The organism is Buttiauxella agrestis ATCC 33320, from assembly GCF_000735355.1.
Classification (GTDB): Bacteria; Pseudomonadota; Gammaproteobacteria; order Enterobacterales; family Enterobacteriaceae; genus Buttiauxella; species Buttiauxella agrestis.
The window spans coordinates 1-23,456 of the sequence record NZ_JMPI01000068.1; the positions used below are offsets into that span (position 1 = coordinate 1).

The following is a 23,456-nucleotide window of genomic DNA, read 5'->3' on the forward strand; positions in this document are numbered from 1 at the left end:
AGTAATTACAATCTCACCGGCTTAATATGCCAAATCTCATCGGCGTATTCCTGAATCGTCCTGTCAGACGAGAAATAACCCATGTTGGCGATATTGTGCATAGTGCGAATCGTCCACTCTTCCGGTTGGCGATACAACTCATCTACCCTGTCCTGGCAATCCACATAGCTGCGGTAATCTGCCAGCACCTGATAGTGGTCACCAAAGTTAATCAGTGAATCCAGCAGGTCACGGTAGCGCGTCGGCTCATCCGGGCTGAATGCCCCGGTACCGATTTGCGTCAGCACCTGATGCAGCTCTTCATCTTGCTCGTAATATTCACGCGGCTTATAGCCTTTACGCCGCAGCGTTTCGACCTCTTCCGCCGTATTCCCGAAGATAAAGATATTATCCGCGCCAACGTGCTCCAGCATTTCGACGTTTGCACCATCGAGCGTGCCGATAGTCAGCGCCCCGTTCAGGCCAAACTTCATGTTACTGGTGCCGGAAGCCTCCGTTCCCGCCAGCGAAATCTGCTCGGAGAGATCCGCCGCCGGAATAATGATCTGCGCCAGGCTAACGCTGTAGTTCGGGATGAATACGACTTTTAAACGATCTTTCACTACCGGATCGTTATTGATCACCGTCGCCACATCATTGATGAGATGAATGATGTGCTTCGCCATGTAATACGCTGACGCCGCTTTACCGGCGAAGATATTCACGCGCGGCACCCAATCTGCTGTCGGATCGGCCTTGATGCGGTTGTAGCGCGTAATCACGTGCAGCACGTTCATCAGCTGGCGTTTGTACTCGTGAATACGTTTGATTTGCACATCAAATAACGCGTTCGGGTTCACCACCACATTGAGCTGCTGGCCGATGTAACTTGCCAGGCGCTTCTTGTTGGCCAGCTTCGCCTTGCGAACATCCTGATGCACCGTCGGGTAATCAATATGCTGCTTCAGATCGTTCAGTTGGCTGAGATCGGTACGCCAGGTGCGGCCGATATTTTCATCCAGCACTTCTGAAAGCGGCGGGTTCGCCAGTGCCAGCCAACGGCGCGGCGTAACACCATTGGTTTTGTTGCAAAAACGCATCGGGAAGATCGCGGCGAAATCGGCAAACAGCGACTGCACCATCAGGTTGGAGTGCAGCTCAGAAACGCCGTTCACTTTATGGCTGGCGACCACCGCAAGCCACGCCATACGGACTTTACGCCCGTTCGATTCATCAATAATCGAGGTGCGCCCCAGCAGGCCGGTATCGTTCGGATACTGCTCCTGCAAGGTTTTCAGGAAGTAGTCGTTAATCTCAAAGATTATCTGCAAGTGGCGCGGCAGAATTTTACCTAACATGTCTACCGGCCAGGTTTCCAGCGCCTCGCTCATCAGCGTGTGGTTGGTGTACGAGAACACCTGGCAGGTGACTTCAAACGCATCTTCCCAGGTGAATTTATGCTCGTCGATGAGCAAACGCATCAGTTCAGGGATCGCCAACACCGGGTGCGTGTCGTTAAGGTGAATGGCGATTTTATCCGCCAGATTGTCGTAGGTTTTATGCAACTGGTAATGGCGGCTGAGAATATCCTGCACGGTGGAGGAGACGAGGAAATATTCCTGACGCAAACGCAGTTCCCGGCCTGAATAGGTTGAGTCATCCGGGTAAAGTACGCGGGAGACGTTTTCCGAATGGTTCTTATCTTCTACCGCAGCGAAATAATCGCCCTGGTTAAATTTACCCAGGTTGATTTCGCTACTCGCCTGCGCATTCCACAGGCGCAGCGTGTTAGTCGCATCAGTGTCGTAGCCAGGGATTATCTGGTCATACGCCACCGCCAAAATCTCTTCGGTTTCTACCCAGCGGAATTTCTTCGCTTCCATTTGCACACGCCCGCCAAAACGCACTTTGTAGCGCGTATTGTGGCGTTTAAATTCCCAAGGATTACCGTATTCGAGCCAATAATCCGGCGACTCTTTCTGGCGGCCATCGACGATATTTTGTTTGAACATACCGTAGTCGTAGCGAATGCCGTAACCGCGGCCAGGCAAACCAAGCGTTGCCATTGAATCGAGGAAACAGGCGGCGAGACGACCTAACCCGCCATTACCGAGGCCGGGGTCGTTCTCTTCGTCAATCAACTCTTCGAGATCAAGCCCCATCTCTTCCAGCGCATTTTTGACATCTTCATAAATACCTAATGAAAGCAGTGCGTTAGAAAGAGTGCGGCCAATCAAAAACTCCATCGACAGATAGTAAACCTGGCGAACTTCCTGGGAAAGCTGAGCACGGTTTGAACGCAGCCAGCGTTCTACCAACCGGTCACGAACGGCAAATAATGTGGCATTGAGCCACTCATGCTTGTTCGCAATGGCAGGGTCTTTCCCAACCGTAAACATCAGTTTATAAGCTATTGAGTGCTTTAACGCCTCAATACTGAGCGTCGGTGAAGCATAGGAAAAGGGTGCGTTCATATCAGTGATTCCTGGTGGATGTCTACAGCAAACGTTGGTACAAGTCGCGGTAGGAATGCGCCGCTACCTGCCAGCTAAAATCCATGCCCATAGCCTGACGCTGAACAAACCGCCACAGCGAAGGGCGAGACCACAACACGAAGGCACGCCGAATCGCTCTTAGCAGCGACCAGGCATTACTGTCTTCAAACACGAATCCACTGGCGATACCGTCAGCCAGGTTTTCCAGCGAGCTGTCAGATACGGTGTCCGCAAGCCCACCCGTACGCCGCACCAGCGGCAAAGTGCCGTACTTCAAACCATACAATTGCGTTAAACCACAAGGCTCAAAACGGCTCGGCACCAGAATCACATCTGCGCCCCCCATAATGCGGTGTGAAAAAGCTTCGTGATAGCCGATTTGAACCCCAACTTGCCCAGGGTGCTCAGCTGCCGCCGCCAGGAAACCTTCCTGCATGACGGTATCACCCGCGCCCAGCAATGCCAGTTGCCCGCCTTGCTCGAGCAATCCCGGCAACGCTTCCAGCACCAAATCCAAACCTTTCTGGCTGGTCAAACGGCTCACTACCGCAAACAGCGGCGCTTTGTCGTTAACCTTCAGCCCCATCGCCACCTGCAACTGACGCTTGTTCTCGGCTTTTTCTTCCAGCGTGTCGCGGGTGTAACGCGAAGCCAGAAGCAAGTCATGAGCCGGGTCCCAAATTTTTTCGTCCACGCCGTTAAGAATGCCGGACAGCCGTCCCTCGCGGTGGCGCTGGCGCAGCAGCCCTTCCATGCCGTAGGCAAATTGTGGCTCGGTTATCTCACGGGCATACGTTGGGCTGACCGCCGTAATATGATCAGCATAGTAAAGGCCAGCTTTCAAGTACGAAATTTGACCGTTAAACTCCAGGCCGTTCATGTTGTAGAACGACCATGGCAGGTCAATTTCATTCATATGATGGGCGTAAAACAGCCCCTGGTAAGCCAGGTTGTGAACGGTAAATACCGACTTTGCCGGGCGACCACGGGCCTCGAGATACGCTGGTACCAGGCCCGCATGCCAGTCATGTGCATGCACAATATCCGGGTGCCAGAAGGGATCCAGACCACAAGCCATCTCAGCGCCGACCCATCCGAGCAATGCAAAACGGTGCACGTTATCGGTGTAAGCGAACTGGTTAGTATCGTGATACGGGCTGCCTGGGCGTTCGTATAAATGTGGAGCGTCAATCAGGTAAATCCCCACGCCGTTGAAGTGGCCATATAACAAAGTCATATGACCCGCGAAGGTGTCACGATGTGCGACAACCTGCGCATCAACAATGCCACGACGGATATCCGGGAATGCAGGCAGCAGGACTCTCGTCTCAACACCTCCTGCAATTTGTGCCGCCGGTAGAGCGCCAAGCACATCTGCCAGACCACCCGTTTTTAGCAGTGGAAACATTTCAGAACATACATGTAAGACCTGCATTATCGCTCCCGTATGGAAAGTCGTGGCGTAAAAAATCAAACGCCAAACGATAAAATTACAACGCGCAGCCCCTGCTGCGCGGAGGTCAATCCTAACCTGGCAATTTGGCCAGCATTTCCCGCGTCACCAGCACAATACCTTCTTCGGAACGGTAGAAACGGCGTGCATCTTCCTCAGCGTTTTCCCCCACTACCATGCCTTCAGGAATGACGCAGGCGCGGTCGATAATGCAACGGCGTAAACGGCAGGAGCGCCCGACAATGACATCCGGCAGCAATACTGAAGAATCAATGTTGCAAAACGAATTAACGCGCACTCTCGGGAACAACACCGACTGAACCACCACCGAACCGGAAATAATGCAGCCGCCAGAAACCAACGAGTTCAGCGTCATGCCGTGACTGCCCGAACGGTCTTGCACAAATTTCGCCGGAGGCAACGGTTCCATATGAGTACGGATCGGCCATTCCTGGTCGTACATATCCAGTTCCGGCGTTACCGAAGCGAGGTCGAGGTTGGCTTTCCAGTAGGCTTCCAGCGTCCCGACATCGCGCCAGTATGGTTCGGCATCAGGGTCAGACTGCACGCAAGAGAGCGGGAATGGATGGGCGAAGGCCGAGCCAGATTTCATGACGTACGGAATAATATCTTTCCCGAAGTCATGGCTTGAGTTTTCGTCTTTGTCGTCGGCTTCCAGCAATTCGTAGAGATAATCTGCATCGAAAACGTAGATCCCCATGCTGGCGAGCGCTTTGCTGTCGTCGCCTGGCATCGACGGCGGGTTAGCCGGCTTTTCCACGAATTCGATAATTTTCTCTTCGCTATCCACCGCCATCACGCCAAATGCCGAAGCTTCGTGCAGCGGCACTGGCATACATGCCACCGTACAACGCGCCCCCTTCTCCACGTGGTCAATCAACATGCGTGAATAATCTTGCTTGTAGATGTGATCGCCCGCGAGGATAACCACATACTCCGCCTTGTAGCGGCGAATAATGTCGAGGTTTTGCGTCACCGCATCCGCCGTACCGCGATACCAGTTTTCACCGTGTACCCGCTGCTGCGCCGGGAGCAAATCGACAAATTCGTTCATCTCCTCGCTGAAAAACGACCAGCCGCGCTGAATATGCTGCACCAGCGTATGTGACTGATATTGGGTGATAACGCCGATGCGGCGAATACCCGAGTTAATGCAATTCGACAGCGCGAAATCAATGATTCGGAACTTGCCACCAAAGTGAACGGCAGGCTTGGCGCGTGTAGAGGTTAAATCTTTCAATCGGGTACCGCGCCCACCAGCCAGAATCAGGGCGACAGATTTATTTGGCAGTTGTCTTGCCAACATCAGAGGATCGTTCTTATCAAGCCTAACCATGACTGACTCCTTTTTTTATGACTTCTGGAATACGCAGACTCCGTGCGCCGGACCATGCCATACAGCCATCACCACCGGGTTGTCTTCGCCGGCAAACGGAGGAATGGCGCGCCATTCCCCTTCGGGTAATACGATGTCGGCCACTTCTTCGGTAGCGTTAATCGTAATAAGCCAACGTTCTGAAAGCTGGATTTGCAGGCGATGAACGCCGTTTTCCCACTCGTCAGCACTCAGAGGCTGAGCCTCTTTATTCCACCAGCGAACATTGCCATCACCGTCCTCCCACCAGACATTCTGGGTTAGCGCCGGAATCGTCTTGCGTAGATGAATCAATGCCGCGGTAAATGTGGTTAAGCCATCGTTACAATGCTCCCAGTCAAGCCATGTCAGTTGGTTATCCTGGCAGTAAGCGTTGTTATTACCGTGCTGGCTGTGACCATGTTCGTCACCGGCCAAAAGCATCGGCGTACCCTGGGAAAGCAGTAACAATGTCAGCAAGGCGTGAACACTGTCGCGCCGCCGTTCTTTGATATACAACGAGGCTTCCAGCCCTTCGAAGCCGTAATTGTTACTGTAGTTATTGTTGGTGCCATCACGGTTATCTTCGCCGTTTGCTTCATTGTGTTTTTGATTGAAGCTGACACAGTCACGCAGCGTGAAACCATCATGCGCCGTGATTAAATTGATGCTGGTTGAAGGTTTACGCTCGCCTCGACGATACACATCGCTCGAACCGGCAAAGCGGCACGCGAATCCTCCTAACGATAGATCTTGTCGCAGCCAGAAACGCCGCATGCCATCACGAAAATGGTCATTCCATTCCGCAAATAACGGTGGATAGTTGCCGACCTGATAACCCCCCGCGCCAATATCCCAGGGTTCCGCTATCAGTTTTATCTGCGACAAAACCGGGTCATTTTTAATGGCTTCAAACAGCGGCGCATCCTGGCGAAATTCCGGCGTGCGCCCCATAACAGAAGCTAAATCGAAACGGAAACCATCAATGTGGCAGCTGTCGACCCAATAACGCAGACAATCCACCACCTGCGCCACCACGCCTGGCGTACTCAAATTCAACGTATTACCGCAACCCGTCCAGTTCTGGTAATCGCCATTCTCCATTAACCAATAATAGCTACGGTTATCGATTCCGCTTAGTGAGAGGGTCGGGCCATCGCGATCCAGTTCCGCGCTGTGGTTGAGCACAATGTCGAGAATCACCTCGATACCCGCGCTGTGTAACGCTTTAATCGCGCCACGTAACTCATTGGCGGCACTGAGCGGATCGTGATTCACCGCGTAATAACCTTCGACGGCATAGATAGAGCGCGGGTTGTAGCCCCAGTAGTTGCTCAGTCCGAGGTGTGAAACGCGCGGCTCGCTAACAAAATGCGCCACCGGCAACAGCTCCAGCGCCGTAATCCCCAGGCGTTTGAAGTAGTTAATCATCACCGGATGGCCAAGTGCAGCGTAAGTTCCGCGCAGTTCTTCGGGAATACCTGGGTGAAGCAGCGTCAGGCCGCGCACGTGAGCTTCGTAAATAACGGTATCGCCCCACGCAGTGCGCGGATATTCATCGTCTTCCCAGTCAAACTTATCCTGCACCACCACGCATTTCGCCATATGCGGGGCGCTGTCTTCCAGATTCGGTTCGTCATAACCGCCATGCAAATGGGGATGATGTTCCACCCCACCCACCACCACGCGGGCGCAAGGGTCGAGTAACAATTTTGCCGGGTTAAAACGATGGCCGTTATGCGGTTCCCACGGCCCATGCACGCGGTAACCGTACTTCAAACCGGGTTTGGCATTAGGCAAATAACCGTGCCAGATATCTCCGGTTCGCACCGGCAAATCGTAGCGTTGCTCGTGACCGTGTTCGTCGAACACGCACAGTTCGACTTTATGAGCATTTGCGGAAAACAGGGTGAAGTTCACCCCTTTTCCATCATAAAACGAGCCGTAAGGCGCGGAGTTTCCGGCAGTGAGTTGTGTCATTCAGCCTCCCTTACCAACCAGATAGTCGAAAGCGGAGGCAGGGTCAGACTCAGGGAGTGCTCGCGACCGTGGCTTGGGATCTCATCGCTGTGCACCACGCCACTGTTCCCGGCGTTACTGCCGTGATAGTGCATCGAGTCCGTGTTCAGCTCTTCACGCCAGCGGCCTGGCTGGTTAATGCCAAAGCGATAGTTGTAACGCGGTACCGGAGTGAAGTTACTGGCAACAATGATTTCATTGCCCTTCGAGTCGCGGCGCACAAAGATAAACACCGAATTCACGTTGTCTTCGACCACCAGCCATTCAAAGCCGTAGCTGTCGAAATCCAGCTCATGCATTGCAGCGTGATGGCGATAAGTGTGGTTTAAATCGCGGACCAGGCGTTTCACGCCGTGGTGCCAGTTATCGCCGCCTTCCAGTAAATGCCAGTCGAGACTGCTGTCGTGGTTCCACTCGCGGCCCTGGGCGAATTCATTGCCCATGAACAACAATTTCTTGCCGGGGAATGCCCACATCCAGCCGTAGTACGCACGCAAGTTGGCAAACTTCTGCCACGCATCACCCGGCATACGGTCGAGAATAGATTTTTTGCCGTGGACCACTTCGTCATGCGACAACGGCAGCACGAAGTTTTCGGTGCTGTTGTACAGCATGCCGAAGGTCATTTTGTTGTGATGATACTGGCGATGCACCGGGTCGAGTTTCATATAGTCGAGGGTGTCGTGCATCCAGCCGAGGTTCCATTTAAACCAGAAACCTAAGCCGCCCATTGAAGCCGGGCGCGACACGCCTGCAAAGTCGGTGGACTCTTCCGCCATCGTCACCGCACCCGGCGTTTGCTCGCCGATAATACGGTTGGTATTACGCAGGAATTCGATAGCTTCGAGGTTTTCGCGCCCGCCTTTATCGTTCGGTATCCACTCTCCAGGCTGGCGGCTGTAGTCGCGATAAATCATTGATGCCACCGCATCAACGCGCAGACCGTCAATACCGAAGCGCTCAATCCAGTACAGCCCGTTACCGACCAGATAGTTGCTGACTTCACGCCGTCCATAGTTATAAATCAGCGTGTTCCAGTCCTGGTGATAACCCTCACGCGGGTCGCCGTGTTCATAAAGCGAGGTGCCATCGAATTTCGCAAGGCCAGCGTCGTCCGTCGGGAAATGCCCGGGAACCCAGTCCAGCAGCACATTCAGGCCCGCAGCATGTGCGGCATTAATGAAGTAGCGGAAGTCGTCGCGCGTGCCGAAGCGGCGCGTCGGCGCATACATCCCTTGTGGCTGGTAGCCCCAACTGCCATCGAACGGATGCTCGTTAATCGGCAACAGTTCGAGGTGCGTAAAGCCCATCTCTTTCACGTACGGCACCAGTTGGTCTGCCAGTTCGCGATAGCTGAGCCAGAAATTATTGTCGGTATGACGACGCCAGGAACCGAGATGCACTTCGTAAATTGAGATCGGCTGGTCAAAGCCGTTGGCGCGTTGACGCGCAGGACTCAGCGTGGTTTTTTCAGGCAGGCCACAAATCAGCGACGCCGTTTCCGGGCGCATTTGCGACTCAAAAGCATACGGATCAGCCTTCAGGCGCAGATGCCCTTCGGTGTCGATAAGCTCGAATTTATATAACTGCCCGGGGTGAGCACCTGGAATAAAGAGTTCCCAGATCCCGCTTTCACGGCGCAAACGCATCGGGTGGCGACGACCATCCCAATAGTTGAATTGACCCACAACCGAGACGCGGCGGGCGTTGGGTGCCCAAACAGAAAAACGAGTACCGGTCACGCCATCCATCGTGTCGGCGTGTGCGCCGAGCGTTTCGTAAGGGCGTAAATGGGTACCTTCGGACAACAGCCAGCTATCCATTTCCTGAATTAGCGGCCCAAAGCGATAGGGATCATCAATCAGATTTTCATGGCCATGCCAGACGACAGCCAGTTGGTAACGAAAAGGATTTTTACGTCGGGGAATAACCCCGCAAAAGAAACCGCGAGAATCAATACACTCTAATTTACCGACCTTCCCACCGGTTTTAGGGTCGATAATCCAGACTTCTGTGGCGTTGGGTAACAGGGCGCGTACTTCCAGCCCGGCTTCTGTTTTATGCATTCCCAGCAGAGAAAACGGATCAGCAAAATGACCCGCAATTAGCGCATTTATCACGTCTTTTTCTGGATGAACAGACATGGCATTCGTCCTGTTTTTTGTCATTCATTGACCCTAACGGACGGCAATAACATTGTTTTCCTGCAAGCCGTTCCGCCCAACTAATTTTCATGGCGGTTTATCGCCCTGAATAAAGCATAGCCAACGCTCTGTTTTGCTCCCGAAAATTAATGAACTAAAGTCATACGCTTCATGTATACCCAAATAATTCACGTTATGGGAAGGCGGTAAACTCAGGAATCCCCAGGAGCTTACTTAAGTAAGTGGCTGGGGTGACGGAGTGCAACCAACACATCCATAACGTGAAGTATGAAGGGTATATGACGTGATAAAAAAAGGGGCTGCAATGCCCCTTTGGTGAGTAAGTGTAATTATGCGAGCAAGCGCAACATTCTACGTAACGGTTCCGCCGCACCCCACAAAAGCTGGTCGCCAACGGTGAAGGCAGAAAGATACTCCGGCCCCATGTTCAGCTTACGCAAACGCCCGACAGGTGTGGTCAATGTGCCGGTGACTGCCGCAGGCGTCAGTTCACGCAGTGTGATATCGCGGTCGTTTGGCACCACTTTCACCCAATCGTTATGGGCGGCCAGCATCGCTTCGATAGTTGGCAGAGAGACATCTTTTTTCAGTTTGAGGGTGAACGCCTGGCTGTGGCAACGCAGTGCGCCAACACGGACACACAAGCCATCAACAGGAATGACGGTGCCGGTATTCAGAATCTTGTTGGTTTCAGCCTGGCCTTTCCACTCTTCGCGGGTCTGGCCGTTATCAAGCTGCTTGTCGATCCATGGGATCAGGCTGCCAGCCAGTGGCACGCCAAAGTTATCCGTTGGCAGGCTGCCGCTACGGGCCAGATCCGTCACTTTACGTTCGATGTTCAGGATGGCAGAAGCCGGGTCCGCCAGCTCGCTGGCAACATGGCTATGCAGTTGGCCCATTTGAGTCAGCAGTTCACGCATATGACGCGCACCGCCGCCAGATGCCGCCTGGTAAGTCGCAACGGAAACCCAGTCAACCAGGTCGTTCGCGAACAGGCCGCCGAGAGACATCAGCATCAGGCTGACGGTGCAGTTACCGCCCACAAAGGTTTTCACGCCATTGTTCAGACCTTCCTGAATAACGTGCTGGTTTACCGGGTCGAGGATGATAATCGCATCATCTTTCATACGCAGAGAAGAAGCCGCATCAATCCAGTAACCTTGCCAGCCGCTTTCACGAAGCTTTGGATAGATTTCGTTGGTATAATCGCCGCCCTGGCAGGTAATGATGATGTCCAGTGCCTTCAGCGCTTCCAGGTCATACGCGTCCTGCAACGTGCCGTTGTTCTGGCCGGCAAAAGACGGAGCCGCGAGGCCGAGCTGAGAAGTGGAGAAGAAAACCGGACGAATGGCGTCAAAATCGCGTTCTTCAACCATGCGTTGCATGAGAACGGAACCGACCATACCGCGCCAACCGATAAAACCAACATTTTTCATAGCGACTAATCCTGCAGAGGTGTTTGCGTTGTGCACATTAATTGAGATTACTGCCCACATTACAAAATGCTGCCAAAGTCGCAAGTGAAATTAATCAATGATATGCGCGCTATTAGAAATACAACTTATCAATGAACACGTTATTTATTAGAGAACACTATTCATGACCGAAATCATTTCTGCGGCAGTACTGTTAATCCTGATTATGGACCCGTTGGGAAACCTGCCGATTTTTATGTCAGTGCTCAAGCATACCGAGCCGAAGCGCCGCCGGGCCATCATGATCCGCGAGCTGCTTATTGCGCTGATCATCATGCTGATTTTCTTGTTTGCCGGGGAAAAAATTCTCGCGTTTCTTAACCTGCGCACAGAAAGCGTGTCTATTTCCGGCGGGATAATTTTGTTCCTGATTGCGATTAAAATGATCTTCCCAAGCCACGAAGGGAACGCCTCTGGCCTGCCTGCGGGCGAAGAACCCTTTATTGTGCCGCTGGCGATCCCGCTGGTTGCCGGGCCGACGCTGCTGGCAACGTTAATGCTGTTATCGCACCAGTATCCGAATCAAATGGGCCATTTAGTGATAGCGCTATTGCTGGCCTGGGGCGGCACCGTGGCGATTTTGCTGCAATCGTCGCTGTTCTTGCGCCTGCTGGGCGAGAAAGGCGTGAACGCACTGGAACGCCTGATGGGACTGGTGCTGGTCATGCTGGCGACGCAGATGTTCCTGGATGGGCTGCGGGTGTGGATGAAGGGTTAAATTTTTAGTCCCCTCTCCCTTAGGGAGAGGGGAAAGACCAATTAAAGCTCGATAACCAATCCCGCCTCGTGCGAATCCGGTGTAATCACCACACCCTGCTCGCCCGCAGCACTCTTACCTTGCTTCACCCCTTTCACGTTACCGATATTGCGCAGACACAGCGTCCAGTCTTTTGCCTGACCCTCGCACTGCACCGCCAGCGTATTGCCTTCACGACGAACTTTCAGCGTGAAGATAACCGAACCGTCTGCTGCCGGGACTTCGCAAAGCGCCTCGCGCCCATCGTCGAGATTAAACAGCTGGAAGGCGGTGCCTTCATGCCACGCGTAATCCGGTTTCTGGTCGTTATTGCCCAGCGCTAACAGCGTATTGTCAGGCACGTACACCGGCAGGCTCTGGAAATCATGCTTCTCTTTATGCCAGCGGCTACCTTGCGCTTGCTGGTTGTTGAGCAAATGCGTCCAGCGCCCTTCTGGCAGATAGAACTGCACGTCGCCTGCCTCCGAGAACACCGGCGCAACCATCACGGAATCGCCCAGCATGTACTGGCGGTCGAGATAATCGCAGCCCGGATCGTCCGGGAACTCCAGCATCATGGCGCGCATCATCGGCGTACCAAACTCTGCGGCCTGCGCCGCCTGACGATACAGATACGGCATCATGCGTGATTTCAGCTGCGTGAAGTGGCGCACCACGTCGCAGGCTTCATCGTCATACGCCCATGGCACACGATAGGATTTGCTACCGTGCAGGCGGCTGTGGCTGGAAAGCAGCCCGAACGCGCACCAGCGTTTATACACATGCGCCGGAGCGGTATTTTCGAAGCCGCCAATATCGTGGCTCCAGAAGCCAAAGCCGGACATGCCGAGTGACAGGCCGCCGCGCAGGCTTTCCGCCATTGATTCGTAGTTGGCGTAGCAGTCGCCACCCCAGTGAACCGGGAATTGTTGTGCGCCAACGGAGGCTGAACGGGCAAACAGCACCGCTTCTTCGTCGCCCAGCTCTTGCTTGAGCACGTTCCACACCAGCTCGTTATAGATGAACGCGTAATGGTTGTGCATTTTCTGCGGGTCGGAACCATCGTGCCACACCACATCCGTTGGAATGCGCTCGCCAAAGTCAGTTTTGAAGCAATCCACACCCATGCGCACCAGGCGTTTCAGATGCCCTGCATACCATTCGCACGCCGCCGGATGAGTAAAATCGACAATCGCCTGGCCTGGCTGCCATTTATCCCACTGCCACACCGCGCCGTTCGGGCGTTTGAGCAGATAGCCTTTTTCCATTCCTTCGCGGAACAGCGGGGATTTCTGGCCGATATACGGGTTAATCCACACGCAGATTTTCAGGCCACGCGCTTTCAAGCGTTTCAACATGCCTTCCGGATCGGGGAACGTCACCGGGTCCCACTCAAAATCGCACCACTGGAAGGCTTTCATCCAGAAGCAGTCGAAATGGAACACGTGCAGCGGCAAATTGCGTTCGGCCATGCCGTCGATAAAGCTGTTAACCGTCGCTTCGTCGTAGTTGGTGGTAAAGGAAGTGGTGAGCCACAGGCCAAACGACCACGCTGGCGGCAACGCCGGGCGGCCGGTGAAGCGAGTGTAACGGTCGAGAACCGCTTTCGGCGTTGGGCCGTCAATCACGAAATATTCGAGATATTCGCCTTCGACACTGAACTGCACTTTGGAGACTTTCTCGGAACCGACTTCAAAGGAGACACATTCCGGGTGGTTCACCAGCACGCCATAACCGCGATTGGTGAGATAGAACGGAATATTTTTGTAGGATTGCTCGGTGCTGGTGCCGCCATCGCGGTTCCAGGTTTCCACCGTCTGACCATTTTTCACCAATGCGGTAAAACGCTCGCCCAGGCCGTAAACCGTTTCACCGACGCCCAAATCCAGGCGCTCGAACATGTGCGTATTACCGCTGTTCGCATCCTGCACATAACCGTTGTTCTTCACTGCACTGCCGGTGATACGCACGCCATCGCGCAGGAAATCCAGCGCCCATTCAGTGCCTTTGGTTACGCGCACCGCCAGGTTGCCGCTTTTCAGCTCGGCAAATTCAGCGGTGTTTTGCATGGTCACTTTCACATCGTGCAATACGTTGAGCGGATAATGCGGGCCGTTATTCACCGCGCCCTGGAAATGCTCGATGCGCACACCAACAATCCCTTCCTGCGGGGAGAAAAAGCGCAGCGTAAACAGTGGAGTATCAAGCTGATTCCCCCGCTCCCGCACATCCTTCATGCCCGCGTACACCACCATTTCGTTGCCCTGTTGTTCAACTTCAAACACTTGCACCGGGTGGATAAGCGCTAAACCGGGCTGAATCAGCCAGTTGCCGTCACTAATTTTCATTATGCCGTCCTTTTGAATACTGAATTTTTGGAAACGGTGTGCCAGTGGGTCTGGTGATCACCTTTAAAAGCGAGTGTAAAAAATTCGATAGTTCAGGTTTTAAAGCATCGGGAGGCGGGCCGGAATTCCAATTTCTGGTTATCAGATTACGTTTCTTGATAAGTGTGAGCAGAGTCGCTCAATAGAGGGTGCCAGAAGTGCTAAACGCGTGGATTTCGTACGGTTTAATTGATCCGGCTAATAGTTTTCAGGAAATCATTGTGGAAAGGGCAAAGCATTGTTTGGTAAGCGGGAGAAACCAGGTATACTGCGCACCGCCTCCATGTAGCAATCGAGGCTAGGAAGATCGTCGTCTCCGGTGAGGCGGCTGGACTTCAAATCCAGTTGGTGCCGCCAGCGGTGCCGGGCAGGTTCAACTCCTGTGATCTTCCGCCATTTTTTGATTCAATCATGTAGATATGCGGAATTACACATTTTACGATCCTGATCCATTAATCACTTCCACTCCTAGCATAATTATCTATACTAGCGTGAGTTTATAAATCTCGCTAATTATATGCACTTTTAGTCATTTAATAATATTTTGCGCTGGAGATCTTTATGGAAACTAGTACAAATTTATTTGGAATGTTGTTTAATAGTAATACTCTTGTTGTTTTAGCAACATTGTTTGCACCATTGCTAGCAATTCAAGCTACACGTTATTTAGATAGAAAAAGAGAAGTGGGTCAAAATCAACAATTTTTATTTAGAACTCTTATGGCAACCAGAGCGACGTCAACTGATATTAGACATGTAGAAGCATTGAATTCTATTGATGTTATATTTTCAAATCAAAAAAATAAAGATGAAAAAAATATACGCCTTGCGTGGAAAGAATATTTAGACTTTTTAGCAACCAGAAAATACACAGCTGAAAATGCTGATAACTGGGAATCAGAAAGAAAGAATCACCAGATTGAATTGCTTAGTAGGATGGCAAAATATTTAGGTTATGATTTCGATAAAACACACATTAAGAATCAAGTATATTATCCGGAGCGTTTCAACACGGATGAGAATTATGCAACCATAGGGAAAGAGTCATTATTAAAGGTATTGCAAGGGAAATCTCCCATTTCAATTAATATTACTGGAATGGATCTTCCCACACAAAAAGAGAAGACAGAGAAATCAGATGTTGTCGAAAAAATATTCAATTCACAGTGAGTAATTATACATACCTAATTTTTCGCCGTCATATTTAAAATCTGATGGCGAAAAAATATAGAAACATAAATTCTATATTTCTTTGTGATCCAGCCTCTCCAATTCTTTCCTACCCAACTCCTTCAACCAATTCCCCAAACTCATACCAGCATCTTTCGCTGCAACTTCAAATTGGGATTTCAGTTCCGGTGTGATGCGGATCTGAAATGTCGGAGATAGTCCTTTTCCCTTAGGGCTTTTATCACGTTTGATAGTTGACATGTACGTACGCGTTCCTCATTATGTTCTAGTCGCGTACGTACATTATAACGGTACGAGATAAAGAGCAACGCCCCGGAGTGCGTCAACACTACCGAGGCGTTTAACCACTATCGTTAAGGACATAACGCAATGGCTAACACCAATAGTACCACAACCGCTTGCACTGAAAGCGTGTGCCTGCCGTCAGTTAATGAAACCGCTATTACCGCACTGCTAAAAACCCCACTTGGTGCGCATCTGGATTTATTCCAGATCCTCGACGCCTGCCAGCACCATGTCGATGCGCTGATTGAAAACGACGACAACACCGAATGTATGGCATTGTGTGGGCGACTGCTTGCCGCGCTCGAAGTGTTGAAAGTTGCGCTAAAAACGCCGTTACCCGCGCATTTAATCGAACGACTGACAGTGGATGTGGCGGAACCCGATAATTATCGTGCTCCGCTTTCTACTGATTCCGAAACTCTGCGCGAGTATTGTTCCGCACTCACCATCTTATTGCTGCAACACCAGCAGTCACCCGAGCAGAAAGAACACATCACAGGGCTATTATTCGAGTTGGTTAACGTTCTGGTCGAGGATTTAAAAGCACCACGCTTTGTTAGCACAGATGGCGGGCTGGTGATGATCAGCGGCGAGGCAGTGCCTGGGATTCACTAGTTTTTGTAGGGTGGATAAGCTTGCGTCATCCACCATTTTTGGTGGATGGCACTCTTGTTAAAGTTCTCATATATTATCTCGAACGCATGTCTTTAATGACGTACAAAACCAGCCATTCGAGCAGCGCTACCAGCAAAACAGCGAGGATGACGGAAAGAGTGAAATATATGACTATCCCGTTTGTTTCCAGCCGTTGGCTATAATCCGGTAATCGCCCCATTCCCAGCGACGTAAGCAGATTGGTATATGGCCCAGCCAGCGCATAAGAAAGTGAACGAAACACACCGCCGAGCACCAGCAACCAGCCAAAAAATAAAAACAAGCCAGTCCTTAATATCCATCTAAGACTCTTCAATATCGCATGCCCCGCTGTTTCTTCCGATCACAACAACTTCACCATAAGAAAATAAACCACCGCCGCCTAATATTTGCTGTTTGCGCGTAGCAAGCAATGCTCTGCGCACTGTATAGAAGTCTTCGCGCCGATAGAAAGTTACACAACCTTCACTTAAGCCTGTGCCGTCCGGTCTGAGCGGGTGAAGGCGAAAGCTGGAACGGAAATATTGCCCTGCACCAACCTGGAAGGCCATGTGATCATCAATAACGCCATCTTTTCGGAATAGGCCAAACCAATCGTCGTAAGTATTACCTGTCCACATTTCCTTCCCCCACTGGTAATACGCACCAAGCCGCCCACCGGAGGGGCGCTCAACAATCCAGTAACTTCCAGGAGGTATCGCTGCATTGCTCAGCATTGAGCACTCAGGGCGATTCACATAATTCCCCATACCACTGAATACAGGAAAACGCCCGACGCCAGATACCTGAAAGTCGGCAATCCGGCCGTGATCCAGCAGATGATTAAAATCAAGCCTGCAATAAATCATCAGTAGACCACCCGGTTATTCCATTCGTCGGTATACTGAATATTCCCATCCAGATATTTCCAGGTTATACGCTGGTAGCCCAGTGATATAGATTCAGTCGGATTAGAAGGCTGATTAGAACTTTTAAAATTATGCATTACAGGCGTAACTCCTATTACACGAATCCCCTCCATCATCATGTGCATAAATTCTTCTTCAATTCCGGCGTCATTAATGCGATACCATTTAATAATAGCTTTTTGAAGTTTTTCACACTGAGCGGTCGCACGATATAGATAAGGTGTAGCCTTATCAAACTCTTTGGTGAAGCTTAACAGATCGTGGACTCTAGTCCCGGCAAGGCTTCCACTGTTCCCGTCAAAAGGGACATGTACACCATGGTTGAAACTTTGCAGCTCAATAGCACCAGTCCTATCCAACACGTTACAGTCACCAACAATTAATGCACCGGTTGCATCATAAAGCCATAAATATGCAGGAACAGCCATGTTCTATTTCTCCATTATTAGTTGATGTGTTATTAACGTGAAAATCAAATATCACGTTAAAGTTACAGGAACAAAAAACATATTTTCATGATCTATTTCGCAGTTAAAATAATAAAAATGTCAGACATGAAGATAATTGTGAAGAGTTATATCAAAAATATATATCCCAGAATGTTATATTCATTATTTCGATGTATATTTCCCTCAATTTTCGTAGGTCGGGCAAGCGCAGCGTCACCCGACAAATGGTGGATGACGCTAACGCTTATCCATCCTACATCCCCCTACCGCACAACCTGTACGGTCTTCTTTGTCGATGAAGCATGTGACATACTGTGCAGATATTGTTCCCGCCACAAAAACTCACCTGGCGTAAACAAACGAAAACAAGGGGTTACGTGACGCGTAGCCCTTTTTTAATGCCTGACGAAACAGGTAGCAGCAATTTAAGAGGTTTGTATGAACTGGGATGTGTTGAAGTGGTTGATTGGCATCTACTTTGGCTGTTTTTTTGGGCTTCTCAAAGTCGCCTACTCCGACCCAAAGTTTTATCTTGAGTACATAGATAAAAAACTCACCTGGTTCTGTTACACGTGTTTGGTCGGCTTCAGCGCCTTCTGGTACGGGCTTTATGCGTGCAGAAATTACACCGTAGAAAACATTGATCTGATATCGGAACAACTGTCCCATCTGGACAAAGAATATAGCTATGTCACGTCCTATCTTCTTGTCTTGATTATTGCGTCCTGTTTGTCTTTTGGCGCCAGCATTTTGTTTATTGATATCGCGCGCAGAAAGCAGGCGCATCTGAGCTCTTAAGCCTGAACAAACTGAAAACCCGTATGGTTTCGCCATGCGGGTTTTTGTTTTGTGGCAACGCTGAACCCTCCCCCTAAAACCCTTCGTAATACACCTTAACAATCTGTCTTGAGCGCAGTAGGTAGAATCCCCTTCTTATTTAAAAGGGATGTTTCAGCATGAAAAAATTGATGGCAGTTCTTCTGTTAAGCGGTGTAGCGCTTTCGGTCACGGCGTGTTCGAGCGATTACGTTATGTCGACCAAAGCAGGCGATATGATTGTGACGCAGGGGAAACCGCAAGTGGATTCAGATACTGGCCTGATTAGTTACACCGATCAGCAAGGCAACGAGCGCCAGATTAATAATGACCAAATCGTGCAGATGATTAAGAAAGACTGATTTTCTGCGCCAATATCAGCCAGCTTAGGTTGGCTGGTATTTTCATCCCCCCGCTTATTCCCTGGGTTAAATCACTGTCTGTGCTGCACAAATACGTGCCGGAGAGGGTGTACTTTTATTCTAGCCGCATAAAAATTTCATTTTCCTGGCAATATTTCTGCTTCTCATTCGTCTACCTCATCAGAAGCAATAATTAACTAATCTGATGAGGAGTAAAAATGATGAGAGATTTTGATATGCGTGGACATGGCCGGGAGCACGGTCGCGGATTCGGCGGCCACCCGATGGCGAAACCACTGCTGATTGGCATTGTGTTTATTGCCGTGTTAAGCCTGCTGGTGATGTCGCTGTGGAATGCATTGTTGCCTGCGATTATCGGCGTGAAAAGCATTGGCTTCTGGCAGGCGCTTGGGTTGCTGGTGCTGTGTCGGATTCTGTTCGGCGGTCTTGGGCTGCGTCCAGGGATGTTCGGTATGGGCCGCGATCGCCGTCGTATGCATGAACGCTGGATGCAAATGACACCAGAACAGCGCGAGCAGTTTGTTCAGCAGCGCCGTGGGGGATTCTGGCGTCATGGCCGCGGGCATTGCCATCATCGCGATGAGCATCATGCCGATCGCCACGAGCGCGGTGAGCATGAGCCTTGCCGTCAGAAGCCGGAAGATAACGTCCAGAAACCGACGCAAGCTGAGTGACGATAATGAAAGCCGGGACGGCAGGACATTCTCGAGTCATGTTGGCGCTCAACGCTTGTCGCTCGAAGCTGAAAGCATTTATCGTTGGCCGCACGCCGATACGTGATGACGCAGACGATATCCTGCAAGAAGTGACATGGCAGTTGATGAAGGTGGAGCAACCGGTGGAGAACGTCGCCGCCTGGTTGTTTCGCGCCGCACGTAATGAAATGACCGACAGGGCGCGTAAAAAGCGCGAGCTTCCGCTTTCTGACTACTATTCTGACGACGATGATGGTTTTCTTCCTGAAGACGAACTGGCGGAAACGTTGTTTGGCGTGCCACAGTCACCGGAAGACGAATATCTGAGTCAGCTGCTCTGGGATGAGCTGGAAGATGCAATGTCGGAGCTTCCTGTGGCGCAGCGTGAGGCGTTCGAAAAAACCGAACTCCACGGCTACAGCTTTAAAGAGTTAGCGGAAGAAACAGGCACTAGCGTCCAGGCCCTGTTATCCCGCAAACACAAGGCCGTGCTTTATCTACGAACCCGTCTTCGCACTCTTTATGATGAGCTAACCGAAGACTGAGTTAATTGCGCTTATTGACCGACCCGCCACGCAACATCACGCATGGCATCGCGGGCTGCCTGGCTGATACCACCAAGCTGGAAAAAGCCGTGGATCACGCCGAGATAGCGTTGGCAGGTGGACTCAACGCCTTGATCCATCAGGCACTCATGCAGAACCTCGCCTTCATTACGCAGTGGGTCATATTCAGCGGTAATGATATGTACCGGCGGCAGGCCTGCAAAATCTTCACGAAATAACGGGCTGGCCTCTTCATCCATTGAGTCAAGATCGGGCATATAGGCTTCGTAGCCTGAAAGCAGCGTATCGCGGGTAATGATGTAGTCGTAGCCATTTTCCTGATAACTGACCGATTCCGCCGTCGCGTCCAGCATCGGGTAAATCAGCATCAGCCGCGCAGGCAGCCAGTTTCCCGCACTTTTCAGGCGCAAGGCGGTGACCAGAGCAATGTGCCCGCCAGCGCTGTCGCCCGCGAGCGTGATTCGTTCACGATTCACTTCCAGTTGTTCCGCCGCTTGCCAGATAGCGTCCGCTGCACGCTCAGCGTCGTCATGCGCAGCCGGGTAAGTGTGCTCCGGTGCCACACGATACTGAACGGCAATCACCCGGCAACCACTGTGATAGCAAAGCTGGCGTAACTGATTGTCATGGGTTTCAAACCCCCCGCTAACAAAGCAACCGCCGTGGTAGTAGATCACGGCGGGGAGTGATCCGGTTGAATTTAGTGGGGAAAATATACGTAACGTGCATCCATTAAGACTGATGTCTTTCACGTCGACTCGGGTTTCGGTTTCGCCCGCTAAAACAGTGCTGGCGATATACCCAGCCCGGCGTTCGGCAAAAGTTTGTTGGCGTGAAGAAGGGCGGCCAGAGTTAATAAATTCATCAACCAGCCCGGCAATTGCGGGTTCGAGGGACATACTGTGATCCTGCGTGATGACCAGGGCGGATAAGCCAAAGCTCTCCGCCCTGGGAACTTGTTACTCCCCTTCCCCCGGGAACAGGAAAGGATTGATACTGCTGCGGGCAAAGCCTTCTTGCTCCATGCGTGCATCCAGCACTAACGAGGCTAAATCGTCGGCCACGGCTTCCACTTTGGCATCTTTTTCCTGATAGAGAATCTTCAGGTAGGTGCCGCAGTCGCCACAGCTTTCCGCTTTAATCGCTGACTGTTCGCTTTCCAGCGACCAGTAGTTCAAATCGCGGGTTTGCTCGCAGTTGCTACATTTCACACGCACCACGTGCCACTCGGTTTCACACAAGTTGCAGTGCAAGTAACGCAAGCCACTGGTGCCGCCAATCTGCACGATGCTGGAAACCGGCATCGAACCGCAAACCGGGCAGAACTGGCGTTGCTCGCCGTATTCCGCTTTCGCACGCCCTGGAATCAGGCTCGCCATTTGCGCCCAGTAAAGCGACAACGCAGCCCAGATGAACGGGGCTTTGTCGCTGGAAACCAGCGCAAAATCAGCGTTAAACAACGCAGTAGCCATCTCTTCCAGCTCTTGAGTTGAAGCCTTTTCCAGATTTTCGATAACCGCCAGCGCCTGGCCGCTCATCTCTGGTTTTAGCTCAGCAATCAATGAGTTGAGCAAACGCTGCCAGTGCGGGTCACGCGGCAGAACATGGATATCCAGCGGCGGCTTGCCCGTTTCAGAAGATTTCTGAATCAGCGCCGTTAAATCCATTTCCAGCGGGTGGTCGTACAGCACCACTTCCTGCGCATGGGCAATAAGCGCCGCAAAGCGCAGGAAATCACCCAGCGGATTGTCGGTCGCCAGTTCGCGCAGGCGTTCTGCACGGCGGTTGTAGAGATTTTTCAGCCGGGGGAACAGTAACGGCGGGATAGTCTCCGCCGTACGTTTCGCGCTCTTATCCAGCTGGTCTTGCGGGATTATGCGAATGCTCATTCCTGTCGTTTTTCCTGTTTCTGGCGAACTTCACGATACCATTTCGGATGGTGTTTCTTCGCCCAGGACGTTGTGACCCAGCCTTCCACCATCGCGGTAATCGTGCCTTTCACCCAAAGGGCGGCGTAGATGTGGACCATAATAACCACAATCAGTGCCACTGCGGCAAATGAATGCACCATCAGGGCTACGCGAATCACCGGGATTGAGAAAGCAGGAGCGAAGTAAGGACGCCAGATAATCACGCCGCTCACCAGCAGTAGCACCAGGAAAATAATCGCCGCCCAGAACACGCATTTCTGGCCGAAGTTATAACGCCCGGTGTCACCCACTTCCTCGTTGACGACGATCTTACGAATATTCTTCGCCCAAAAGATATCATCCCGATTGATTAGATTGTGGTGCCAGTAACGGAAAAACATGATGATAAACGAGGCAAACATCACCACACCGACGAACGGATGGAGGATGCGCGCCAGCTGCGGCGTACCCAGAATGTGCATCAGCCAGTTAAAGGATGGGAAGAAGAACCCCAGCCCACTCACCGCCGCCAGTATGAAGCAGAAGGCGGTTACCCAGTGGTTGATGCGCTCTGGTGCGCTGTAACGTTGAATGGTCACTTGTTTTTTCATGGTTTGCGCACCTCGTCATCGTCATGGTGCAAGTTTTCGTCTTCATCATCGGCACGGTTCGGGCCAACTCCCACATAGTGGAACACGCTGGCGGCGAAGGTCGCAGCAAAGCCAATAGCGGCGAGCGGCTTCCAGACACCTTTCCAGAATTTCACGGTTGGGCTGATGGACGGATTCTCCGGCAGGCCGTGGTACAGCGTCGGCTTGTCCGCATGATGCAGCACGTACATCACGTGAGTGCCGCCAACGCCTTCCGGGTCGTACAATCCGGCGTTGTCATAACCGCGTGTTTTCAACTCTGCCACGCGCTCGCCCGCCAGGTTTTTCATCGACTCTTTCGAGCCAAAATGAATCGCGCCGGTTGGGCAAGTTTTCACGCAGGCAGGCTCCTGGCCGACGGTCACACGGTCTACGCACAGGGTACATTTGTAGACACGGTTGTCCTCCGGGTTCAGGCGCGGTACATCGAACGGGCAACCGGCAATGCAGTAACCGCAGCCGATGCACTGCTCGGACTGGAAATCGACAATACCATTGGCGTACTGAATGATTGCGCCTTCAGCCGGGCAGGCTTTCAGGCAGCCTGGGTCCGCGCAGTGCATACAACCATCTTTGCGGATCAACCATTCCAGTTTGTCGTTTTGCTCCACTTCCGAGAAGCGCATGACCGTCCATGATTTGGCGGTCAAATCAGCCGGATTATCATAAACACCGACGTTGCTGCCGATTTCATCACGCAGATCGTTCCACTCCGAACATGCCACCTGGCAGGCTTTACAGCCGATACAGGTGGTGACGTCGATAAGTTTCGCGACCTCTTGCTGACTTCCCCGCGCTTGTGGCGCGGGCGTGAGGCCGTTGGTGGCGGAACGACGGATAATGTCCTGAGATTGATAAGCCATAA

At 51.8% G+C, this 23,456-nt stretch carries 22 protein-coding genes and 1 tRNA gene; 7 read left to right on the forward strand and 16 right to left on the reverse strand.

The genetic code is table 11. The features are described from left to right. Window positions 1-5: 5 nt before the first annotated feature. The 6 genes from glgP to asd all read right to left on the reverse strand — a co-directional run bounded on the left by glgP (window position 6) and on the right by asd (window position 10,922). Entirely contained in the window at window positions 6-2,453 is a 2,448-nt protein-coding gene (gene glgP, locus GBAG_RS18990; protein WP_034499215.1) for a glycogen phosphorylase, read from the reverse strand. Between the two features lie 22 nt (window positions 2,454-2,475). Further along, on the reverse strand, window positions 2,476-3,909 hold the full coding sequence (gene glgA, locus GBAG_RS18995; RefSeq protein WP_034499218.1) for a glycogen synthase GlgA: 1,434 nt from the start codon (window positions 3,907-3,909) through the stop codon (window positions 2,476-2,478). Window positions 3,910-4,000: 91 nt separating this feature from the next. After that, entirely contained in the window at window positions 4,001-5,284 is a 1,284-nt protein-coding gene (gene glgC, locus GBAG_RS23005; protein ID WP_034499220.1) for a glucose-1-phosphate adenylyltransferase, read from the reverse strand. A 15-nt stretch (window positions 5,285-5,299) separates the two neighbouring features. Next, on the reverse strand, window positions 5,300-7,282 hold the full coding sequence (gene glgX / locus GBAG_RS23010) for a glycogen debranching protein GlgX (RefSeq protein ID WP_034499223.1): 1,983 nt from the start codon (window positions 7,280-7,282) through the stop codon (window positions 5,300-5,302). Beyond that, window positions 7,279-9,465 (reverse strand): 1,4-alpha-glucan branching enzyme, encoded by a 2,187-nt coding sequence (gene glgB / locus GBAG_RS19010; RefSeq protein WP_034499226.1) that lies wholly within the window; start codon window positions 9,463-9,465, stop codon window positions 7,279-7,281. Before glgB ends, glgX begins: the two co-directional genes overlap by 4 nt. 350 nt (window positions 9,466-9,815) lie before the next feature. After that, window positions 9,816-10,922, reverse strand: coding sequence for an aspartate-semialdehyde dehydrogenase (asd, locus tag GBAG_RS19015; protein ID WP_034499230.1), 1,107 nt, complete (start codon window positions 10,920-10,922; stop codon window positions 9,816-9,818). 163 nt (window positions 10,923-11,085) lie between these two features. Between asd and GBAG_RS19020 the strand changes: the two genes are divergently transcribed. Further along, the gene (locus tag GBAG_RS19020) at window positions 11,086-11,679 is read left to right on the forward strand and encodes a YhgN family NAAT transporter (protein ID WP_034499233.1); all 594 of its coding nucleotides are present in this window, start codon (window positions 11,086-11,088) and stop codon (window positions 11,677-11,679) included. Between the two features lie 41 nt (window positions 11,680-11,720). Here the strand turns inward: GBAG_RS19020 and yicI are convergent, their stop codons facing one another. Next, the gene (gene yicI, locus GBAG_RS19025) at window positions 11,721-14,045 is read right to left on the reverse strand and encodes an alpha-xylosidase (RefSeq protein ID WP_034499236.1); all 2,325 of its coding nucleotides are present in this window, start codon (window positions 14,043-14,045) and stop codon (window positions 11,721-11,723) included. 340 nt (window positions 14,046-14,385) lie between these two features. On the opposite strand from yicI, the gene GBAG_RS19030 reads away from it, so the two are divergent. Both GBAG_RS19030 and GBAG_RS19035 read left to right on the forward strand, forming a co-directional pair. Further along, window positions 14,386-14,480, forward strand: a tRNA-Sec gene (locus tag GBAG_RS19030). Window positions 14,481-14,645: 165 nt separating this feature from the next. Further along, the gene (locus tag GBAG_RS19035) at window positions 14,646-15,254 is read left to right on the forward strand and encodes a DUF6680 family protein (protein WP_034499238.1); all 609 of its coding nucleotides are present in this window, start codon (window positions 14,646-14,648) and stop codon (window positions 15,252-15,254) included. A 72-nt stretch (window positions 15,255-15,326) separates the two neighbouring features. On the opposite strand, the gene GBAG_RS19040 is transcribed toward GBAG_RS19035, so the two are convergent. Continuing rightward, complete coding sequence (locus tag GBAG_RS19040; RefSeq protein ID WP_034499239.1) at window positions 15,327-15,515, reverse strand: toxin-antitoxin system HicB family antitoxin; 189 nt, start codon at window positions 15,513-15,515, stop codon at window positions 15,327-15,329. A 129-nt stretch (window positions 15,516-15,644) separates the two neighbouring features. Between GBAG_RS19040 and GBAG_RS19045 the strand changes: the two genes are divergently transcribed. Beyond that, on the forward strand, window positions 15,645-16,175 hold the full coding sequence (locus tag GBAG_RS19045) for a hypothetical protein (RefSeq protein ID WP_034499241.1): 531 nt from the start codon (window positions 15,645-15,647) through the stop codon (window positions 16,173-16,175). Between the two features lie 73 nt (window positions 16,176-16,248). Here GBAG_RS19045 and GBAG_RS19050 read toward each other — a convergent pair whose 3' ends face one another. The 4 genes from GBAG_RS19050 to GBAG_RS22855 all read right to left on the reverse strand — a co-directional run bounded on the left by GBAG_RS19050 (window position 16,249) and on the right by GBAG_RS22855 (window position 18,405). Continuing rightward, entirely contained in the window at window positions 16,249-16,497 is a 249-nt protein-coding gene (locus tag GBAG_RS19050; RefSeq protein WP_034499243.1) for a hypothetical protein, read from the reverse strand. A 19-nt stretch (window positions 16,498-16,516) separates the two neighbouring features. Then, entirely contained in the window at window positions 16,517-17,062 is a 546-nt protein-coding gene (locus tag GBAG_RS19055; RefSeq protein WP_034499245.1) for a DUF2778 domain-containing protein, read from the reverse strand. After that, a complete protein-coding gene (locus GBAG_RS19060) occupies window positions 17,062-17,550 on the reverse strand; it encodes an Hcp family type VI secretion system effector (protein ID WP_034499248.1) in 489 nt (162 codons plus the stop codon). Before GBAG_RS19060 ends, GBAG_RS19055 begins: the two co-directional genes overlap by 1 nt. A 363-nt stretch (window positions 17,551-17,913) precedes the next feature. After that, complete coding sequence (locus GBAG_RS22855; RefSeq protein ID WP_156104913.1) at window positions 17,914-18,405, reverse strand: hypothetical protein; 492 nt, start codon at window positions 18,403-18,405, stop codon at window positions 17,914-17,916. Window positions 18,406-18,527: 122 nt separating this feature from the next. Here GBAG_RS22855 and GBAG_RS19070 point away from each other — a divergent pair, with 122 nt between their 5' ends. The 3 genes from GBAG_RS19070 to GBAG_RS19080 all read left to right on the forward strand — a co-directional run bounded on the left by GBAG_RS19070 (window position 18,528) and on the right by GBAG_RS19080 (window position 20,010). Continuing rightward, entirely contained in the window at window positions 18,528-18,749 is a 222-nt protein-coding gene (locus tag GBAG_RS19070) for a YgdI/YgdR family lipoprotein (RefSeq protein ID WP_034499252.1), read from the forward strand. 221 nt (window positions 18,750-18,970) lie between these two features. Continuing rightward, window positions 18,971-19,444, forward strand: coding sequence for a hypothetical protein (locus tag GBAG_RS19075; RefSeq protein ID WP_034499344.1), 474 nt, complete (start codon window positions 18,971-18,973; stop codon window positions 19,442-19,444). A 5-nt stretch (window positions 19,445-19,449) separates the two neighbouring features. Beyond that, window positions 19,450-20,010, forward strand: a complete 561-nt coding sequence (locus tag GBAG_RS19080) for an RNA polymerase sigma factor (RefSeq protein ID WP_034499254.1) — start codon at window positions 19,450-19,452, stop codon at window positions 20,008-20,010. Between the two features lie 11 nt (window positions 20,011-20,021). On the opposite strand, the gene GBAG_RS19085 is transcribed toward GBAG_RS19080, so the two are convergent. The 4 genes from GBAG_RS19085 to fdxH are packed head-to-tail and all read right to left on the reverse strand — an operon-like array spanning window position 20,022 to window position 23,454. Next, complete coding sequence (locus GBAG_RS19085; RefSeq protein ID WP_034499256.1) at window positions 20,022-20,930, reverse strand: alpha/beta hydrolase; 909 nt, start codon at window positions 20,928-20,930, stop codon at window positions 20,022-20,024. 60 nt (window positions 20,931-20,990) lie between these two features. Continuing rightward, window positions 20,991-21,920, reverse strand: coding sequence for a formate dehydrogenase accessory protein FdhE (fdhE, locus tag GBAG_RS19090; RefSeq protein ID WP_034499258.1), 930 nt, complete (start codon window positions 21,918-21,920; stop codon window positions 20,991-20,993). Further along, complete coding sequence (fdoI, locus tag GBAG_RS19095; protein WP_034499260.1) at window positions 21,917-22,552, reverse strand: formate dehydrogenase cytochrome b556 subunit; 636 nt, start codon at window positions 22,550-22,552, stop codon at window positions 21,917-21,919. Before fdoI ends, fdhE begins: the two co-directional genes overlap by 4 nt. Continuing rightward, window positions 22,549-23,454 carry a formate dehydrogenase subunit beta gene (fdxH, locus tag GBAG_RS19100; RefSeq protein WP_034499262.1) on the reverse strand — a complete coding sequence of 302 codons (906 nt, stop codon included), beginning with the start codon at window positions 23,452-23,454 and terminating at the stop codon, window positions 22,549-22,551. The genes fdoI and fdxH overlap by 4 nt, the downstream gene beginning before the upstream one ends. Window positions 23,455-23,456 lie beyond the last annotated feature (2 nt).

Coding starts and splice junctions, on each gene's coding strand:
- GBAG_RS19020 (WP_034499233.1), top strand. CDS start 11,086: ATGACCGAAATCATTTCTGCGGCAGTACTGTTAATCCTGATTATGGAC.
- GBAG_RS22855 (WP_156104913.1), bottom strand. CDS start 18,405: ATGGCGAAACCATACGGGTTTTCAGTTTGTTCAGGCTTAAGAGCTCAG.
- glgA (WP_034499218.1), bottom strand. CDS start 3,909: ATGCAGGTCTTACATGTATGTTCTGAAATGTTTCCACTGCTAAAAACG.
- fdhE (WP_034499258.1), bottom strand. CDS start 21,920: ATGAGCATTCGCATAATCCCGCAAGACCAGCTGGATAAGAGCGCGAAA.
- GBAG_RS19075 (WP_034499344.1), top strand. CDS start 18,971: ATGAGAGATTTTGATATGCGTGGACATGGCCGGGAGCACGGTCGCGGA.
- glgC (WP_034499220.1), bottom strand. CDS start 5,284: ATGGTTAGGCTTGATAAGAACGATCCTCTGATGTTGGCAAGACAACTG.
- GBAG_RS19055 (WP_034499245.1), bottom strand. CDS start 17,062: ATGATTTATTGCAGGCTTGATTTTAATCATCTGCTGGATCACGGCCGG.
- glgP (WP_034499215.1), bottom strand. CDS start 2,453: ATGAACGCACCCTTTTCCTATGCTTCACCGACGCTCAGTATTGAGGCG.
- glgB (WP_034499226.1), bottom strand. CDS start 9,465: ATGTCTGTTCATCCAGAAAAAGACGTGATAAATGCGCTAATTGCGGGT.
- GBAG_RS19080 (WP_034499254.1), top strand. CDS start 19,450: ATGAAAGCCGGGACGGCAGGACATTCTCGAGTCATGTTGGCGCTCAAC.
- GBAG_RS19070 (WP_034499252.1), top strand. CDS start 18,528: ATGAAAAAATTGATGGCAGTTCTTCTGTTAAGCGGTGTAGCGCTTTCG.
- yicI (WP_034499236.1), bottom strand. CDS start 14,045: ATGAAAATTAGTGACGGCAACTGGCTGATTCAGCCCGGTTTAGCGCTT.
- glgX (WP_034499223.1), bottom strand. CDS start 7,282: ATGACACAACTCACTGCCGGAAACTCCGCGCCTTACGGCTCGTTTTAT.
- GBAG_RS19040 (WP_034499239.1), bottom strand. CDS start 15,515: ATGTCAACTATCAAACGTGATAAAAGCCCTAAGGGAAAAGGACTATCT.
- fdxH (WP_034499262.1), bottom strand. CDS start 23,454: ATGGCTTATCAATCTCAGGACATTATCCGTCGTTCCGCCACCAACGGC.
- GBAG_RS19035 (WP_034499238.1), top strand. CDS start 14,646: ATGGAAACTAGTACAAATTTATTTGGAATGTTGTTTAATAGTAATACT.
- GBAG_RS19085 (WP_034499256.1), bottom strand. CDS start 20,930: ATGTCCCTCGAACCCGCAATTGCCGGGCTGGTTGATGAATTTATTAAC.
- fdoI (WP_034499260.1), bottom strand. CDS start 22,552: ATGAAAAAACAAGTGACCATTCAACGTTACAGCGCACCAGAGCGCATC.
- asd (WP_034499230.1), bottom strand. CDS start 10,922: ATGAAAAATGTTGGTTTTATCGGTTGGCGCGGTATGGTCGGTTCCGTT.
- GBAG_RS19045 (WP_034499241.1), top strand. CDS start 15,645: ATGGCTAACACCAATAGTACCACAACCGCTTGCACTGAAAGCGTGTGC.
- GBAG_RS19060 (WP_034499248.1), bottom strand. CDS start 17,550: ATGGCTGTTCCTGCATATTTATGGCTTTATGATGCAACCGGTGCATTA.